The sequence below is a fragment of the Shewanella sp. YQ_9 genome, from assembly GCF_043103185.1.
Taxonomy (GTDB): domain Bacteria; phylum Pseudomonadota; class Gammaproteobacteria; order Enterobacterales; family Shewanellaceae; genus Shewanella; species Shewanella algae.
Genome location: NZ_JBICJO010000014.1, coordinates 92,631 through 110,762, shown reverse-complemented (window position 1 = coordinate 110,762; position 18,132 = coordinate 92,631). Strand labels below are relative to the sequence as shown.

Here is an 18,132-nt window from a genome sequence, read left to right as displayed (position 1 = left end):
GGACAAATATCGATACTGTCTCAGCGATTTTTGGGCTTTGTGTATAGCCGGTGCGTCTCTCGGGATTGCAATCATGCTATCAAAGGCCGCATAATCGGCAACGGGCTTATCCTCGCCCCATGTCTAAGTGCCTGCTAAGGCTTTCAAATCAAGGTCACGGAAAACCCAAGGTTTTGTGACAGTTATTCTGATAGGAAAAGGAATTTTACCTCAATGCTTCTGCAATCTTTTATCGACCATCTGCCACCCGGTGCAGATATTAAATCAGTATCGGCGCCAACTCTTGCCAAATATCAGGACCATTTGCCCGAGTGCTTGTTGGAACTGTGGCAACAACATGGCTTTGGCCACTATGGTGATGGTTTAATCCAACTTATTGATCCGGATGAATACCTGGACAATCTCTGGGGCTGGCTGATGTTGGATGAAGACATGAGTCGCATCCCGTTCGCTATCAGCTGTTTTGGCGACATTTTTTATTATCGGCTCCTGAGCGATGAAGGGGATGAAGATATCGCCTTTATCGATCCCCACACTTCGCAGACAGATGTGCTCACCTGGAGCATGGAAGATTTCTTCAACGACTGGTGTTGTGACGATGAAGTGCAAGCCAGCTTCTTCAGGAAGAAGGATCTTCAGCAAGTCAGTGATCTGCAAGGTAAGCTGCAGCAGAACCAGATCTATTTTTACACCCCGGCACTGCGTCTCGGTGGTGAACCTGCCATTGATAAGACTCAAAGAGGCGATGCCAGGGTTCAGCTGGACTTACTACTGCAATTGGCACTTGAAGCCTAACTTCGAGAACAGGAGGAGAAATTGAACCGGGCAGCAGTCATAGTCTACTGGTTGGTCTGTTTGTATACGCTTGGCAAGCTGGTTTTGTCGGCGCACTGGGCCATATTTATCGATTTCCCCTCCATGCTTGGCATTATTGCGCCCGCCCTGGCTTGTTGGTTTACCCCTTTGGCTGCGACAAGGCGCGCCAAATTACGGGGTGCCATCAAAGTATGCTGGTTGGCCGCCGGGCTTATGTTTATTTACGGTTTGCTGCGGGTTTTGATGCAAAGCTTAGGCGGCGCCGAAACCATCATGGCCGGTTTGGGCGTGGCCTTGTTGCCGCTGTTTTACAGCTTAATCATCAACTTATTTGCCGCGCCATATCTGTTCTTTGGTGCCGCTCGGCAAGTGGGCTCCAATTAGGCTCTGAGCACAAAGCGGCATATTGGAGAAGCGAGCCAAGCAGAGTGAGTTCTTATGTTTGCCCATCTGTTTCGAAAACGAAAGATAAGGCAATATGCCCGTAAGCTATCCAGGGATTTGCTAAAGCATTATGGCAAGAAGAGATATTACTCCAGAAATCAGCTGGAAAGGGCCTTAATCAGACAAAAGCTCAGGCGTCCTCCCAGAGCCGGTGACAGCAATGGCGGGATTTCGACCAACGAATATTATGCCTATGCCATGTACTGCTCACCGGCCGAGTTTTCCCGCATTTCGATGCAAACTTCCATCGTCCAAGGTTCCAGTGAGCCGGACTATGGGCAACTGAGAAGGGAAGCTGCGGAGGTTATCTTTGGCCGGCCACAGGATTTTTCTATCGCGAGCCTGCATGATGCCAGCACAGACCATAGTGCAGCGGAAACCGCCGCTGTGGAACTAGGGTGTGATTCTGGCAGTGATTAAGCTGAAAGTGAGCGAGCTGGTCGTGGGCGCTTGGCCTTTGCTTCTGCGATGACCACTCCTGGCTGACAGGAGAGCTCCGGTCAGCGCTGTAAATCGGGCAAACGGGTTAGAAGCTTATACTCAGGGAGAGGGCAATGCCGGAACTATTGATCCAGCTTGTGCTGGGTTTTGCGCTGCTGACGGGCGTTTTGGGCTGGTTTGCCTTGATGTTTGCCTCGCTTCCCGGTGCCGAGCTGCGTCGCAGTTTGTCTATGCGTCTGGTGCGAGGGTTGTTTTACAGCTATCCCCTTTGGGTGTTGGTGCCGGTATATCAGCTTAAATACACCTTGGTGGCAAGTTCTGTGGATTTGCTCTGGGGGATAGTCCCAATACTGCCTTTGTTGTTGGTCTGGTCGATATTCACCCTTCAGGGGCGGGAGCTTAAACGGCGGCAACAATCAAAAGTGGTATCAAAGCCCACGACCAAACAGGAGTAGAAGGGCAAACAAGGCTAAACCAGAGGCTGCCAATGTCCAAGTAATACCCATGCCCATTGATACCCGCAACGAGTGGCCTAACAATCAAGGAGGTTTAGATGGTGACTATCGCCGAGCTGCAAGCTTTTATTAACTATGAGCTGCCACATAGCGGCATTGTGATTGAACATCTGGGAGATAAGTCGGCCAGAGTGCGTAAGCCGATAACTCAGGCGCACCTGCGCCCCGGTGGTACTGTTTCAGGGCCGACCATGATGGAGCTGGCGGATATTGCCATCTATGTCGCCTTGCTGGGGGAAATAGGCATAGTGCCGCTGGCGGTAACCACTAACCTGAATATCAACTTCCTGCGTAAACCCAGTGCCGAGTGTGACATTGTCGCCGATTGTAGGCTGCTGAAACTGGGTAAATCACTGGCGATTGCCGAGGTGTCTGTGTTTTCGGACGGACACAGCGACCTGGTGGCCCATGCCGTGGGCACTTATTCCATTCCGCCGGCGAGCTAGCCTCTAACCCCATTCAAAAACAGTTGTTTTCCTCCGCGCTGATAGAGATGTCGCATCATGCATATTCCTCCTGAAATCAATCTATTATCACCTTTTGCTGCGGACGAGCAGCCCATGGGACCCTATCCTTCATTGGGCTTTCTGCCTCTGTTCGATGCCGAGCTCGGCAACGGTGATTATTTTGGGCTCTATTGGCCCTTGGGCCGGGAGACAGAGGCGCCGATTGTCTGTGACATGTGGCACGATGAGGCCAAGTTGGTACCGGCCTTTTCCGGCGCCGGTAAATTTGTTGCCTGGCTCGAAGCCAACGACTGGGAGCGCGGCGATGAAGAGCCGCAAGACGCAGACTTTGCGCCAATGTTGGTTCAGAGCGCCAAGGCGTTTTTTCGCGGAGCAGAGGAGGGGCCAGCCAAGCAGGACGATATTGAGGCAGGCATTGTTTTACTGCAGCAGGCCTGCGAGCAATTACCGGAAGTGGGTGACTATTGGTTTGCACTGGCATCGCAGTTAAGGCGTTTGGGGCGAAATGAACTGGCGGCTCATGCTGCTCTACGGGCGTTTCACAGTAATTGGGCCTTCGGCATCCCCTCCGATGGCGTAATGCGAATGCTCAGCCAGGTGCAGTTGCAAACTTATCTTGAAGATGATCCCTTCATCCGCCGGCTCGATGGCTTTAAGCCGGGATTCGGCGGTGAAAAGCATAACGACAACTATCCCATCATGCTGGCGGCATCCAGGGAGTATCTGCAGGCTGGCCAAGTGCTGCCCGGATTGATGCTGTATCAAAACTATGCCTATTCCATGTACTTTGAGACTCAGGCCTTTCAAGAGCGCTATGGGTTTGAGCTGACTCGTTGGCAAAGCGAGTTTTCCGCCTTGTGTTTAACGCACTTAGGGGATGATCGCCGCGTGAGACTCAGTCATGAAACGGCTTGGAAGCCGTAACTCTTGGTCAAAGGGGCTTCAATAAAATTAAAAAGGCTCCCTTGGGAGCCTTTTGGCTTATCTAAGGTTAAAACTGGTAGGTGACTGAGACCCCAAAGTTACGGGGATCGACTATCGCCGCATAGCCATCCGGGTAGTTACGGGCTGCCGGAGAGCGGCTCAACACGGCTTTCTCATCAAAGGCGTTGTTGACGAAGGCGTTGAAGATCCAGTTGTCTGTCTCATAATTGAGCGACATACGTGCCAGCACATAGTCACCGGCAACTCGTTCCTCTGTGTTCTCAAAGTCACCATAGTACTCACCGACATAGTTGGCGGAGACACTGAAGGTAAGCTGATCTGTCAGCCAATACTGGGCACCGAGATTGGCGGTCATTGAGGGGGCCGAATCCAGTTCATTGCCCTTGGCAGAGGCATAACCTTCTCCAGGCTCCTTGATTTCCGAACTCAACAGCCCAAGGCCGCCGTGCAGGCGCAGATCCCGGGTCACCATGGCTGAGGCTTCAAACTCGGCACCATAGGTAATCACCTTGTCCATGTTGATAACCCGTCTGGCAGAACCTGTGGCCTGATATCCGTCGTAGTCGTTGTAGAACAGGTTGGCGCTCAGGTTGATATTACCGCCATCCAGGCTGGTTCTCAGCCCAAGTTCATAGGCGTTAACGTACTCTTCATCGTAGAAGTAGAACTCATTCTCCGGAAAGCCTATCGCCGCACCGGCGGCGTTGTAACCACGGCGACCGCTTAAGGAGACTGTGGTCTCGGCATTGATATCGTATTGCAGCACCAGCTTGGGCAACTTGATGGTCTTGCTGTTGTCCAGGGTATCTTCTATGGGCGTTTGCGGCTGCTTCATCCAGAAATTACGCAGCTGCGATTCCCGTTCGACCCGGCCTCCGGCGGTGATCCTGAAGTCATCGGTGAAGTTATAAGTAAATTCGCCGAAAACCGCTTTGGAGTCACTATTGTCGTCGCCGCGATAAACCGAACCGCCGATACTGTTGAAGTCTTGATCGCGCTTGAAATAGTAGAGGCCGATAAAGCCGCTGTAGAGTTCGCTGTTAAGGCCAAAATGCAGCTTGGTTTCAGCCGTGGTGTTGGACTCCTCCATACTCACCACTTGCTCGGTAGCAGGATCCTTGTCATAGGTATCCATCACCCAGTTGTAGTTCATTCTGGCCAGCAAGAAGTCGACCGAGAAATTGTCACTGATCCTGTAGTCCAGCTTGATGCTGCCGGTATCTGATTCAGTGTCCATGTTTCTGGGATTGATGGGCTGATACTTCCAGGGATCGTCACCACTGAAGTACAGCCGTCCCGTGTTGCCGCGCTCATGGTTTTTGGCATAGCTGAGCATGGCCTTGAGGCCGTCAATGGCTGCGGGCTCCCACAGAAGTTTGGCTCTTATTCTATCTGTGTTGAGCTTATTCAAATCAAAGCCCGGCGGATTAGCTTCATGGATAACCGGGTTGGCGTAAGTTTCGCCATCGGTATGCTGCGCCGACAGGCGAAAGGCCAGTTCATCTTCAATCAAAGGGCCGGAGATAGCGGCGGCCGAGTCTATATATTGGCTCTCACTGCGGTAACCCACCCGAGCGGCACCCTGCCAGTCAAAAGTCGGATCCTTGGTCTTGATAAACATGGCGCCGCCTATGCTGTTGCGGCCATTGCTGGTGGACTGGGGACCACGGAACACTTCAATCTGCTCTATGTCCCACATGCCGGTATCGCCGGTCAAATCCGCCATAAAAGGTTCTGCCACTCCATCGGTTATGGTCGATACCCGGGTCTTGGCGCCGCCGGAAACCCCACTAAAGCCGGTGGCGGCGCCGTTACCGGAAACCCCGCGGATATTGGGCATCTGCCCCGACAGCACTACCAGGTTGGGGATTTCAGAGATGGCGTCGTGCACCGACAGGTATTGCAGTGTCTTAAGCTGCTCTTCCGTGATGACAGATACAGATGAACTCACGTCTTTCAATGATTTCTCTGTCTTTTCCCCCAAAACGACAATTTTTTCGATTGATTGATTTCCGCGCTCGACAGCATCATCGGCAAAGGCCGGTGATGCCAGCATAGCGAGCAGCAGGGCGTTGAGCTTAAACTTGTAGCTAGGCATGAGTATCTGTCCTGATTAACAAATGAAGCGATTGAGAAAATAAGCTTTAAGTGGGGGGCAAATTTATATTGTTACAAATATGAGTGCAAGTGATAATTGTTATCATTTAATAAATTGTGATCGAATGCAGGGAAATCTTTTGTAGAAGGGACAAATTGGATACACGAAATGAGTGGCCGCAGACGTTGGAATAGATGGGGCAAGTATCTGAGCGCTCACAAGGTGAGTTGTCAGAGTTAAGTTTGCTCTTTGAGGGAAGATACGAACAAAAGGCTTGCCGTCGCTTTGATAAACTGGCCTTTACAATTAACCGGGCGCAGTTGAAGTTTACGGCTACTTGAAGGCCACACTTCGGATAAGTGAGCATGGCTTACCTGAGGGGTTATAGTCGTTTGGCGCCCGAACTCCATTTCGGGGCAGGCCCAAGGAAAACAGACAGTTATTAAACCGTCTGCTCGGTCTTGGGCGCGCGTTTGTGCCGTTTATGCCTTGATTGTTTATCATTGGGAGGCCGATTCTTTGACGGTTTTCCCATTGGTCTGTTGGGTGAATGTGTCGCTTTTTTGCCTGTAGCTTGTCTTGGGCTTTTGCCGTCGGCATCCGGTTTTCTTCGTAATCGGCAATGTTTGGGAATTCTGGCTATCACTTCGGCAAACAGGTTTCTGTATTTCCCGGCGGCGCCAGGGCGACTCAGAAACTCGAGATCGCCGAAGAAGAGCAGGCTTTGCTTGGCGCGGGAGCAGGCCACATTGAGTCGTTTCCAGTCGAGAATAAAGCGCAGGTTGCCCCGGGTTCGCACTGTGGAATAACAGACTATCTCATCTTCGCTGCCTTGAAAGCTGTCCACTGTATTGATGCGGATATTGAACTGACCCAGGCGATATTCCCCACTTGCCGCGGGCGATGATAACTCGCTCATCAGGGCACGGATCAGTCGTTTTTGGGCGCCATAGGGGGTGATGACGGCGATGCCCAGAGGCGTGGCAGGCTGATGAGTCACCCGGCTCTCAGTGGTGTTTTCCTGGAGATTATTTTTGTCTGCCAGATTCTTGATAAAGGTGACTATCGCCTCGGCTTCTTCGCGATTGTACTTACTGGTGCCTTCTTGTTGCTGTTGACCGGCGACATCTTTCCAAATCAAGGTGTGCGGCAGGACGAAGTCTTGTTCATTCAGTTGTCGGCCGTTGAACAGTTTTCGCTCACCGTCCGGGCTGTAAAAGAGCTCGGCGACCAGATCGCCTATCTTTTCCGGCATTCTGAACTGTTCAGCCAAAAAGCTTTTGCTTGTGGGCGGCAATTGTTCATAAAGGCCTTCAAAGAAACTGGTTTCCAGGAAACATTCGTTCAAAAAGGGTAATTCGTCATTGGCTTCATCTGTTTGCAGTAGCGGCGCAACGCTGGGAGGCAGTTGGAAATGATCGCCAATCAGTATCACCTTGCGGGCTCTGAGCAGAGGAATCATGAGTTCGGGTACCGTGGAGCGACCGGCTTCATCAATGATCACGAGGTCGAACCTGAGCTGATCTATGCTTTGACGTCTGGAAGCCAGTCCAACGCAAGTCGCGCCAACCAGATTATGATCTGCCAGTAACATCCAGTTGAGCTCTTTATCAAGCCTTTGTTGTTCCTGCTCTGTGCCCAAAACGCCGTAAAGCCAACGGTGAGCTAGCTCAGGCAAAGGTTCGGCTTCGGTTGTACAGGCCAGGGCACTGCGGCGACTTCGCTGTTCAAAGTCATTCAGCTTTTGTTTAATGGTGTAGTCGCTGAGTTTGCCACTGACCTTGTCATCGGCCCCAATTCTCAATAGCCGTACCTCTTGCTGCTCCAGCAAGGCTTGGTGTAAATCAATAAAGCGTGCCAGGGCGTTGTCCACCGCCGCATGTTGCTGCGATACCAATAATACCCGGGTCTCTGGACTATGGTGGAAAATCTGGTGCAGCATCTCCACTATGCAGGTGGTCTTGGCGGTACCGGGTGGCCCCTGGATCAGAGCAAGATACTGCTCACTGAGTGCTGTGCGGATAACCTGCTTCTGGCGTTCGGTCAGTTGGGTATTTTGCCAGCAAAGATCTGCGCGCAATCTGTGTTGCCAGAATGGATCCTGTTGCGGCGTATAGCTGCCCGGTGCCAGAAGTATCTGCTTTAGCCTGGGCTCGACCAAGGCATCGTTACGAAATGCATCCAAAGCCGCTTGTTGTCGCTGAAGCGCATCGTCAAACAGCTTGAGACTGAGCCGCAGGCATGTTTTTGTTGAACCGACCTGAGTGGATTGCAGCTCTTGTGCCCATTTTTGCGGCAACCTCAGCTGCATACTACCGGAATCGATAGTCACTTCGAGGCGGTTTTGTTGCCGGGCGGGAAGGGGATTGAGCCAGACAAATTCGCCTGCGGCGGTTTCGCCCCAGTATTCGAGGGTGCAACGAGGCGAAAAACCACTGCTTTGCTGCGCTTTGAACCCGGCTTTGAAATCCGCCAGCAGCTGGTGCTGACTGCCATCGACGATAAAGTGCAGCAGTAAGTCCTGCTCTTGCTCCTGCAGCTTGTCGGCCCGTCCCACTAAGGTGATATCCAACTGCGCCTGCTGATAATCGAGCACGCTTTGCCACTGACACAGCATTTTCAGTTGCGCCATCCGCGTCTGGCTGTCGGCTTCACTGCTGCTCAAGTGGTTGATAAAGGCGACAAGGGCACTGATACCATCCGGATTGGCCAGCACACTGGACTCAAGAGCACTGTCTGCCGGGATCAACATAAAGGGCAGCTCATACCCCTGACCTCTGTCTTCAAAGTCTTCGACATCGCTGACCCGCAAACAGGCTTGCTTGGTATCAATTTGGCAGTTCAGCGCCAGAGTGTGGCGGGCCAGTCGCAAGTCACCGCTGTGCTGTTCCATATCGGAATGGAGCAAGCGCCAGGGCGTTGGATCATCCGCCCGCAGCGCCATGAGCTCCTGCTCAGAAAATAGCTCTGAAGGCAGGTAAAGATAGAGTGAGCCTTCATCTGTGCCGCCGAGTTCGGCCGTGTCCAGCATATTGAGTTGAATTCTTCCCCGGGATTGCTGCTGGCCAGGGCTTGCATCCAGCGTCAGGTTGTAAAGCTCTGGCCAGGCTTGTATCTGTTGGCCCGGTAGCAGTTCCAACATGGGGTTGGGGGTCATCTGCCTTGGCAGAAAGGCGGATATGGCCTTGCCTTGAGTATGGGCCAGATAACCTTTGGCTACCCGGCGTTCAATTTCGAATGCCATTGGCCTGGCAGACATTATCGCCTCTACCCAGGCGACACCTCTGGCGACACAGGCATAGAATAACCGGGTGCCATTCTTGCCGCTGCGTTGGTGAGTTACTTGCAGCGGAATGGCTTGTGGATCGTCATAGCTGAAAAACAGCTTGCGCTGCAGGTCGTTGCTCCAGCCCTGCAAGCCCAGGTTATTGCCAAGATGCAGCCTGCTGTTGAAGGGCAGGTCTGTATCCAGTTCATCTTGCTCTACCAGCACCACTTTCCCGACATAGAGCCATTCTGTGGGTAAGGTCGGGCTCGGTGGCGTAAGCTCATCCAGGTGTTTTTTGAGTTCAGATACCGAAGGCTCGGTGTCGAGCGTATCCCGCACGGCTTTGAGTTGTGCCAGATACCAGTCGAGATAGTCTTTGTAGGCAACCAGGCGGCTGCGGGCATCTTCTACCTGACAATAACTTTGCTGCAGCGCCCGGCGCCGATAGGGGCTCAGCCCCTCATCATTGAGCTCTGTGGCTATTTGCTCGGGTAACAGTTGGAGTTCGGCGTCTATCAGGCTGACTTTATTCAGCAGCTCATGATATTGAGCTTCCATTTTGGAGAAGAGTTGCTGCAACGATTGACTCAACTGTAGAGCTTGCTGCCTGTCGTGCTCTGCCGCCATGCGGCTATAACGCCGATTGAGAGCGTCTATGTCTCCGCGCAACTCGTCGTGGCGCTGATGCTCTTTAGCTGTGGCTCTATCGAACAACCAAGCGGTCGCAGTTGCTGTGACAGTAACCCCTATGCCTATGATGATGGCTGGCAGCACTCAATACACTCCTGGATTAAAGGTTTGGCAATTTATGCAACAGTTGCAGCAGCTGATATTCTTCATCGCTGGCTTCACCCAAACTCACCTTACGGCGCAAAATCTCAATCGTTTGCTCGCGACTTTGATGATTCTGTTGCCAGCGTTGATGGGCCTGTTCATTGAGTTGATGTTCATTGTCGGCTTTGAGCCTGTCGAGGGCGATTTCCTGACAGCGCTCCTGATGTTTGAGTTGCGCCTGACGTAATTCGTTGTCGGACAGCTCTATCTCTTTTAACGCTTCGGCTTTTACTCTTTCAGTTTCCGCTCTGGCAGTTTCCAGTTGGTTGTAACTCTGATAAGCACTGACCGCCTCTTTGGCTAGTGCAACGACTTCTGCGCCGCTTAGCTCCGGGGTTTTGCTTTGTGGTTTGGCCGGGGACTTGGTGCCAATTCGGCTGGGAGTTTTCATTTGTGTATGCCCTCTGAACTTCAATAGCCTTGATTTAGGTGAATTAGGGTTGACGATAATGAATCGTAAATCTTTAACTAAGCTTGGTGTTACTCAAAAGCGCTGATCAAGCACAAGAGTTGTGCCTTCATTAACTCATCGGTCAGTCTGCTGAGTCGTCTGAGCTCTGGGCACTCACGGCGAGCGGTACTTCTCAGATGCTGCAACTGTCCAAGAAATAGCTCCAGACTCTGGCGGCGACTCTGTAGTTCTGTGACAAGTAGAGTCGTCAGGTGATTGTCGTGCTGTAATCTGTGTTGCAGCAGTGTCATGCGATCCTCGGCCTCCATTTGCCAGAGCGTTTGCTCCAGTGCCATCTGTTTGCTGAGGTTTTTTAATTGATGCTGCAACGTACGTTTTTGTGCTTGCAACTGCTCGGTGACTTCTTTGGCACGCTGCAGCTTAAAATAGGAGTTGAGGCAGTCAAGTACCGAAATGGCGGCATCGACCCACACCAATACAGGGTTAACCCCTTTGGCGCCGCGCATCAGTTGGTAACCTATTCGGCCAGCCTGGTAGAGCCTCGCCTGCCGGGCACTGCCAATTTCCAGGGTCTTACTGGCAAACAGTGAAACAGTTTTCATTGGTTTGGCTCCAACGAGGTTTCAAATTGTGCCTTGAGTGCCGCCATCAGCTGCGGCTTGTCGAGTCGCAGTGGGCGCAGGCTCTGGTTCAGCGTGATGTGACGACTAATGCCGGTATCAAGGGGCTCATCTTTCGTGCCGATGACCTGCAACAGTTCGCTTATGGGCTTTTCAGCGCTCTTGGGCCAACTAGCGTTGCCTTCAACTCGCTCGCTGGTGTTGATAATGGCGCCGCTTAACTGGCACAAGTGGAGTCGACTGGGAGGGGGACTTGCCAGTGTTGAATCGAGCAGGGGCGGCACAGTGTAATTAGCTTGATATTCGAGTGTCGGGGCTTTTAATAGCAGTGTGCCGCGTTTTTCCGAAGTTAATGATGTTTCGCTATCAAGCTCGACCCAGGCATAACGAAGCTCTGTTTCATCGCCGATAATCTCAAGCAGTGGCTGCCAGGCAGTACGCTGCTCCTGGAGCATTCTGTGATACTTGGTCGGACAAAGCTGTTGCATCAGCTCTGTTAGCTCCCCTTGATTTTCCAGGCTGGAGGCCAATCGGCGGTTCAGTCTTTGCTGTTGCAGCACCGTCTGAATATTCCAGTCTGTTTCGTACTCTCTCAAGGTCATCCAGGGTTCGGAGGGGTTATTTTTCAATAATAGTTGTTCATCGTGGCACCAAACGGGATTGAGTTGCGGATCCATCACATCAAGCCACAGCACAAAGCTCAGCTCGGTCAGCTCACAAGCCAGCGCCATTTGACTCCCTTGTGGGGTCAATTGGCGCAGATCATCTTCCAGCCAGCCGAGCGCACATAAACGTTCGAGCAGTGGCGTCAGTTGTGAGCTTGTCAGTGCCGTAACTTGCTGGATCTGTTCCTGGGTTACACCGTATAAGGTAAAAGATTGCAGCAAAAAACGTGAGACATTACCCAGGATCTCCAACTGTTGATGACGAAAGCTCAACCGATAACGACGCATGGGCAGAAGAATATTCAAAGGGGCTGGAAGGCTATTTGTATGGGCCACTGTTGGATCTTACTTATCTGTTTGAGCTGGAGGTTTATGTCATGAGAGACGGCGCAAACCTTAACACGAAAGTTGAAATAAAAAACCAGATATTGAGTGTTTTTTGGAAAAAATATTAATATATGCAACAGCTTGCATAAAATTGATTCAATATGATTTCAAAGCTTGTCAGCGAGTGTGTTATTGCGCCGGCTTTGGATCTGCAGCGACAAGAGTTGCCAATGAGGCGTCAGGTAACGGGCGAACATTCTTTGTGCCAGGCGCTGCTTCAATCTTTGCCAAAGACCGGGATGAGTAGCGAGCTGCAACATAATACTCTCCTTGAGCCACTGCTCATCGAAACCGGCCCATTCGCCACAGACATCGAATAGATTGGGGCCACACACAGGGGCAACCTCGCGGTAGAGAATATGCTCCAGTTCCGGCAGGGAATAGGGTGAAAGTGCACATACTCGGGTGATGCCGGGGTAGTGCAGGGCGACATCTGTATCAAGAAACAAGTCCGACAGTGCGCTCCATACCGCCTGGCGGGTGTGGAGCGTTTCTGCGTCTTCAAGCATGATCTGTGCGGGGGATTCAGCCATAGGGTCCTTCCTTTGGGGCTGCAGTCTGTGCCGTGAGGTTAACCAAAGCGGCAATCGACATCAAGTGTTGGCTGCCTGTGGTTCGCGGCGCCAACTCAGACTCATGGCGAGGAGCAAAGCCATCAGCGCCAGCAAGGCCCCGGCCAACGGAAGCTCTTTCAGTCCTGTGCCCAATGCCAGCAGAGTCCCGGCAATCCAGGCACCGAGGGCATTCCCCAGATTAAAGGCACTTTGGTTAAAGGTTGACGCTAACAAAGGCGCCTTGGCGGCACTCTTGACCACTAACATCTGCAGCATGGGGCAAAGTGCAAAGCCGACAACTGACCACAGCATCAGCAGCGGCACGGTTAACAGCAAGCTGCCGAGGCAAAAATGCAACAGGGTTAGAATGCCAATCAACGCCAGACTCAGGAATGTGAGCGAGGGCAGAAGTTTTCTGTCGCCGAGAAAGCCGCCAAGCAAACTGCCAAGAGACAATCCCAACCCCAAGGCAAACAGTACCAAAGTGATCTCCTTGGGAGAGGCGCCGCTAACTTGTCCCAAGGTTGGGGCAATATAAGTGAAAACACTGAAGAGGCTGGCGTTGGCCACCACGGATAAGGCCAGGCCGCTGAGGACTTTGCGGTTCTTTAGTACCTTGAGTTCATCTTTAAACCTTACCGTTTGCTGAACCAGATTGGCTGGCAGGTAAAACCACAACGCAACGAGTGCCAACAATCCTATTGCGGCAACTCCCCAAAAGGCGCTGCGCCAACCCAGTGCCTGACCTATGGCTGTACCCAGGGGCACTCCCAGGATATTGGCCAGGGTAACGCCCATAAAGACCAACGCAATGGCTTGGGTCCGTTTTTCCGGCCGGGACAAATCGGCAGCCACTATGGAAGCCAAACCAAAAAACGTGCCATGACATAAAGCGCTCAGTACGCGAGCCAGCATCAAGGTTTCATAGCCATTGGCCAAGGCGCAGCAAAGGTTACCGCCAATAAACAGTAACATAAGCCCGAGTAGGGTGCGCTTACGTGGGATCCGGGCAGTAGCCATCGCCAGTACAGGGCCACCGAATACTACGCCAAGGGCGTAGAAAGTCACCAACAGGCCGGCCTGAGGCAAGCTGACATTGAGTGACCCGGCGACTTCGGGCATTAAACCCATAATGATAAATTCGCTGGTTCCGATGGCGAAACTGGCGAGAGTCAACGCAAGAATAGCCAGTGGCATCTTGACTCCTGTGGATAGTGGCAAGCGACGAAAGATAGTGCTGTAGTCATAGTTCGAAAATAATTCAGCAAATGCGATTTTACGACCCGTCTGTGCTGCCACGCTCATGAAAACTTGTTATGGGGCTATGCCATACGGGAATTGCTGGGTGGGGGCACCTTTGAAGCGACACAAGCGGGCTGCGCTTATGTCAGGGCCGGGGAATATTTTGATAAGGGTTAAAGCGATAAAAAAGGACCAGCATTGAGCCAGTCCTTATTAAGGGGGTTAACGGGTTATTTACGAACCCACTTGCCGGAAGCATCCTGCACTATATGGCCTTTGTCGGCGGCAGCAATCGCCTTGGCGCCAGCGAGTTTGGCAACATCATCCACGGAAATCCCGTTTTGACGGGCGATTTTTTCATAGTGTGCCCGACGTTTGGCATTGATATCCTTAACCAGTGCCGTCACCTCGGCGCTGGATTTGACCACGCCCAAATAGCCGTTTTGCTGTTCACCCACCAACCCTTGGCTCTTGGCGTCCTGCAAACCTATGGCAAAGACGCAGAAACTCATCAACAGGGCGGCAGTCAGGGTCATCAACTTGGTTTTCATCTGTGTTTTCCTTTCGCGAATTCTGGCACCTTAGAAGAGTTCATCATTGGTCAGCAGCTGATCCAACTCTTTATCGACCTTAATGCGAATTTCATGTTCGATTTTCACATTCAAGTTGATAACGATTGGTTTATCCGGTGGCTCAATCTTGACCGTTGGGGTACAACCCGACGCCAGCAGCAAGGCTGCAGCCAGCGGCAGCAGAAATTTAGTCTGTTTCACATTCATGTCCTTTTGTGTCCTCACTGCATGGAAGCTTCAATTTGGGTTTGAAGCTTGTCACCTATGGTCAGACTCCTGAGGAGCTGCAGCATGTTCTCCTCATGAGAGTAGTTCAAGTGGATAGGGCGTTCAATCCCCTCGGCCTTACCTTTTACTTCAACCTTGAGCCAGGCCTCACCATCCGTTGCCATATCGTAAGTGCTGGCCAGGGTAGAATATTGCAAGTGTTCTAGGGTGGAAAAGGCAAAGTCCAGATAGGGTTGCCCAGCACGCATTTGAGCTACAGCCGGATTATTGCCGACCTTGATAAGTCCGCCTGGGGCACGGGCCGCCAGGCGGCCGCCTTTGACCGACACCTGGCCGTCGGTAATAAATACCGGCAAGACACCATCGAAAATACCGTCGGCGTAGATGCCTTCCTGAGGCTGGATGGCCAACAGTTCTTCCAGGCTCAGGCCCTGCAACACCAAATAGGCATTGGATGGCGCGTTGAGCCGCAAGCGGAAGCTGGGCAGCAGCATTTGTCCCTTGAGTAACTCGCCTTGGCCGCGCACCTGAATATCGGCATCCCGAAACCCGGGCAACAGCTTGGCTTGAGTGCTTTGGTTGCTGTCGAGTTCAGGGGTCAGGCTGAGCTGGCCTTCCAGTCCCAGGTTGGTCAACAGCACTCCGGGGTTGAAGGCCTGTACCGAAGCTTTGAGCTGCTGACAGTTGAGTTCGGCCTCTGCCGGCGCCTTGGCTTCCTTGTCAAGGGTCAAACGGCACAATGCCGACAGGTTGGCGCCTTCAAATGGTAACTGACTGATACTGCCAGAGAGATCCGACAGCAGCGGGTTGAAATCCAGTTGCAATTGCAACGCTCGTCCAAGCCCTTCGAGCTTGAGGTCGGCAATCATATGGGTCTCGCCCCTGAGTACCAACTCAGGAGGCAAGGGCAGGTTCTTGGCCGCCAGCGCCTTGATATCTGCGAGATCCGTATCCAGGGTCCAGCGACTGTTCAAGCGATAGCCAAGCGGATCTTTGGCCCGCTTGGGCCAGATGGGCATAAAGTCGTGGCGGCTGTGAAGCGGGATATTATCCAGTTGCCAGTTTTCTTCACTGATAAGACGGTTATCCTGCCAGTCAATGGCCTGGCTGAAGCTGCCATAGCCCAGATTGAGCAGGGTTTCGGTGCGAGGTCCGAGCTTGGTATGCCGGGTTTGGCTTAAGTTGAGCCCATCGAAGGCCAGATTCAAACGACTGGCAAAACGCTCATCCAAGAGTTGGCTCAAGAGTGGCAAGTGCCGTTTTTGATTTTGGTTGGCATCCAGGGTTCGACTGAGCCCGGGGCTCAGGAGCGAGGTTTGGGCAATCGACAGTGCCAGCGGCCCGCTTTTAGCCTGCAATTCACCCAGCTGGCTGCTGACCGCGGGCAAAGACAGCTTAAGTTTGCCTTGGTTGAAGCTGCCACTGAGCGGGGCCAGCAGTGACAACTTAAAGCCCGAGAGTTGGATACTTTTATCCTCTATACCGGCTTGAATGGCGCCAGTGCTGAACCCGGGATTGGCCGCGAGGCTGAAGTTCAGTTGTTGCCCTTCGCTTGTCGGCTCCAGTGCCAGCTTACCGCTAAGCGCCATTGATGCGCCCTTATTGAGTGATGCGCCCTCATTGAGTTGCAATTCAGCAGCAGCCGACTGCCAGCGAAAACCGCTCGGCAGGGAGGCTTCAAGGCGCCAGTCTGTGCTTGCTTGTTCCAGTGGCAACTGATTTAGGCTGAGTTGCAGCCCTTGAATGGCCTGTTGCAGCGCCAGTTCGAGTCGCTGCTCGGCCGACAAGGGCTTTGAGTTTGGTGAGCTTGAGCCTGATGAGCCAGAGCTTGATAAACCAGAGCCCGGTGAATTTAATCCTTGAGGTTTGGCGCTTTGCGGCAAAGAAACAGAAGTGTCTTGCTGTGCTCCTTTGGCCTTTGGCAGTTGCAATTGCAGGTTTTCAAGGGTCAGCAGCAAACTCGGCCGCTCGCCACTACTGAGCGCTGCCGGGCTCAGTTTCGCAGCACTTGGCTGATTAATTGGCGTACCGAACGACGCTTGCTGCTTCTCTGTCATCAGGGCGGGCAGTAACGGCCGCACTGTCAGACTCGGCAGCGACACTCGCATGGATGTCTCATTGCCTTTTGTATCATTGTCCTTGGCGGGTTTGAGCTCGGCGTCGAGGCCCTGATCAAGTGTCAGCTCAATTGCGGCGATAAGGGGTTTTACTTGTTTTTTTTCAGCTGGCTCTTGCGCCAAGACTTGCTGCAGCTGCGCCAGTTGCAACTCGAGTTCCGCTGCCTTGGTTGCTGATGTTTGTGCGGATGTTGCTGCGAGCAAGGCAAGCAGCGCTTGGCGCTGAGCCGGAGTGGTTGAAAGCGTGAGTCTCAGCGGCGCCAGCTCAAAAAACTGCTCGCTGGTGGAGCCCGAGAAGCGAAAGCGCAACCCTGCGCCATGACTATCCTTAACCTCAGCCTTGGCATTTGCACTGGCCTTGGGATTGGCATTGAAACTGGCAGCAGCGCTGGAACTTGGGCACAGAGGGCTATCGGTCAATGAATTGTGTGCCTTAGCTCCCACAGGCAGTGACGTTATCTTAAGCGCCACTTGCTCGAGTCCCGGCATGGCAATAGTCGGCGCCGCCCAGCAATGGCGCGAGTCTATGTTGCCTTGGGTCAAATCCAGAGTCAGTTGCGAGAAGAGATCTCCGCCAAGGCTCGGCATCAGCTCGGCATGCAATATTTCATCAAGCTTAAAGGCGCTGATGAGGGGCGCTGCGGACGGGTCCTGCTCAACACTTGCCAGCGCCTGTTGCAGCGCTTTGAGATGCAGTTGACTGGTCAGTCGCCAGGCGGGGGCACCGTTGGCGAGTTTGGCTTTCAAATCGGCGGTTAATGCCAGCAGGGGCGTCTCTTGTCTTGTTTGAGTTCCTGAGTGAGCCTCTTGTTGCCCTCCTTGTAACCGGGTGGCCAGCTCAGTAACCAGTTGCCCGGAAGCGCTGAGCTGCAGCTTTTGCAGCAGCAGAGTAAAGCTTGGGGTATTACCTGCCTTATCCAAGGTCAGCGACGTATTGGGCGTATCGGATACGCCCGCCTCGGGTTGCAGGCTTATTTGGGTCGGGCCCAGGGCTATTTCGGGCACAGAGTTCAAGTCCAGCGCCAGACTCTGACCGCCATCATCACCGCCGGGCAAGAGTAGTTCAGGCGTCAAACTAAAGCCGGCGTCTCGATAGCTGACTTTTTGAAGTTGCGTCATCAACCAGTCGATGGAGCCAGGAGGCGGCGTCGATGCTTCGCCTGTCAGCAATTGCCAAATCCGTTTTGCATTGACAGGCGATTTGAGCTGAAGCCTGAGTTGATGAAACTCAAGCTCGCTGCCCTGGTAATCAAGCTTGAGATAATCGAAGCTCAGTCTGTCCCAGCCTTCAGGCGCCAGGCGCAACTCGTCGATACGAATATCTTGCGCAGCCAGATATTGATTAATATGCGGCAGCAGCCACTGCGGCCTTTCATACAGGGACCAAGCCAGCCCCATCAGCAGGGCACTCGGAAGCAGCACCAGCAGAAGCAACAGGCCAACAGCCCATACCGTTAGGCGTTTCTTGCTTGGGAGTCGATACCTCATTGGTGTTTCCCGGCCTTGG

At 52.8% G+C, this 18,132-nt stretch carries 16 protein-coding genes; 6 read left to right on the top strand and 10 right to left on the bottom strand.

The window, feature by feature from the left end:
• Window positions 1-213 precede the first annotated feature (213 nt).
• The 6 genes from ACF8D4_RS04075 (at window position 214) to ACF8D4_RS04050 (ending at window position 3,607) form a co-directional block, all read left to right on the top strand.
• A complete protein-coding gene (locus tag ACF8D4_RS04075; RefSeq protein WP_025010481.1) occupies window positions 214-795 on the top strand; it encodes a GAD-like domain-containing protein in 582 nt (193 codons plus the stop codon).
• A 21-nt stretch (window positions 796-816) separates the two neighbouring features.
• Window positions 817-1,200 (top strand): hypothetical protein, encoded by a 384-nt coding sequence (locus ACF8D4_RS04070; protein WP_144191585.1) that lies wholly within the window; start codon window positions 817-819, stop codon window positions 1,198-1,200.
• A gap of 54 nt (window positions 1,201-1,254) precedes the next feature.
• Complete coding sequence (locus ACF8D4_RS04065; RefSeq protein ID WP_144191586.1) at window positions 1,255-1,680, top strand: DUF6559 family protein; 426 nt, start codon at window positions 1,255-1,257, stop codon at window positions 1,678-1,680.
• 134 nt (window positions 1,681-1,814) lie between these two features.
• Window positions 1,815-2,156 (top strand): hypothetical protein, encoded by a 342-nt coding sequence (locus ACF8D4_RS04060; RefSeq protein ID WP_025889078.1) that lies wholly within the window; start codon window positions 1,815-1,817, stop codon window positions 2,154-2,156.
• Window positions 2,157-2,254: 98 nt separating this feature from the next.
• Window positions 2,255-2,662, top strand: a complete 408-nt coding sequence (locus ACF8D4_RS04055; protein ID WP_025010485.1) for a PaaI family thioesterase — start codon at window positions 2,255-2,257, stop codon at window positions 2,660-2,662.
• Between the two features lie 114 nt (window positions 2,663-2,776).
• Entirely contained in the window at window positions 2,777-3,607 is an 831-nt protein-coding gene (locus ACF8D4_RS04050) for a tetratricopeptide repeat-containing protein (RefSeq protein WP_144196775.1), read from the top strand.
• A 67-nt stretch (window positions 3,608-3,674) separates the two neighbouring features.
• Here the strand turns inward: ACF8D4_RS04050 and ACF8D4_RS04045 are convergent, their stop codons facing one another.
• The 10 genes from ACF8D4_RS04045 to ACF8D4_RS04000 form a co-directional block, all read right to left on the bottom strand.
• Entirely contained in the window at window positions 3,675-5,726 is a 2,052-nt protein-coding gene (locus ACF8D4_RS04045; protein WP_096141225.1) for a TonB-dependent receptor, read from the bottom strand.
• A 442-nt stretch (window positions 5,727-6,168) separates the two neighbouring features.
• Complete coding sequence (locus tag ACF8D4_RS04040; RefSeq protein WP_392468387.1) at window positions 6,169-9,768, bottom strand: DEAD/DEAH box helicase; 3,600 nt, start codon at window positions 9,766-9,768, stop codon at window positions 6,169-6,171.
• Between the two features lie 16 nt (window positions 9,769-9,784).
• Complete coding sequence (locus ACF8D4_RS04035) at window positions 9,785-10,219, bottom strand: hypothetical protein (protein ID WP_028781064.1); 435 nt, start codon at window positions 10,217-10,219, stop codon at window positions 9,785-9,787.
• Window positions 10,220-10,308: 89 nt separating this feature from the next.
• Entirely contained in the window at window positions 10,309-10,842 is a 534-nt protein-coding gene (locus ACF8D4_RS04030) for a hypothetical protein (RefSeq protein WP_392468384.1), read from the bottom strand.
• Complete coding sequence (locus ACF8D4_RS04025) at window positions 10,839-11,861, bottom strand: hypothetical protein (protein WP_392468381.1); 1,023 nt, start codon at window positions 11,859-11,861, stop codon at window positions 10,839-10,841. The genes ACF8D4_RS04030 and ACF8D4_RS04025 overlap by 4 nt, the downstream gene beginning before the upstream one ends.
• A gap of 158 nt (window positions 11,862-12,019) precedes the next feature.
• Complete coding sequence (locus ACF8D4_RS04020) at window positions 12,020-12,445, bottom strand: hypothetical protein (protein WP_144134660.1); 426 nt, start codon at window positions 12,443-12,445, stop codon at window positions 12,020-12,022.
• 60 nt (window positions 12,446-12,505) lie between these two features.
• Window positions 12,506-13,663, bottom strand: coding sequence for an MFS transporter (locus ACF8D4_RS04015; protein ID WP_156019856.1), 1,158 nt, complete (start codon window positions 13,661-13,663; stop codon window positions 12,506-12,508).
• A 275-nt stretch (window positions 13,664-13,938) separates the two neighbouring features.
• On the bottom strand, window positions 13,939-14,259 hold the full coding sequence (locus ACF8D4_RS04010; RefSeq protein ID WP_025890142.1) for a YdbL family protein: 321 nt from the start codon (window positions 14,257-14,259) through the stop codon (window positions 13,939-13,941).
• 30 nt (window positions 14,260-14,289) lie between these two features.
• Window positions 14,290-14,481, bottom strand: coding sequence for a YnbE family lipoprotein (locus ACF8D4_RS04005; protein WP_232786038.1), 192 nt, complete (start codon window positions 14,479-14,481; stop codon window positions 14,290-14,292).
• 20 nt (window positions 14,482-14,501) lie between these two features.
• Window positions 14,502-18,113 carry a YdbH domain-containing protein gene (locus ACF8D4_RS04000; RefSeq protein WP_392468378.1) on the bottom strand — a complete coding sequence of 1,204 codons (3,612 nt, stop codon included), beginning with the start codon at window positions 18,111-18,113 and terminating at the stop codon, window positions 14,502-14,504.
• Window positions 18,114-18,132: the final 19 nt, after the last annotated feature.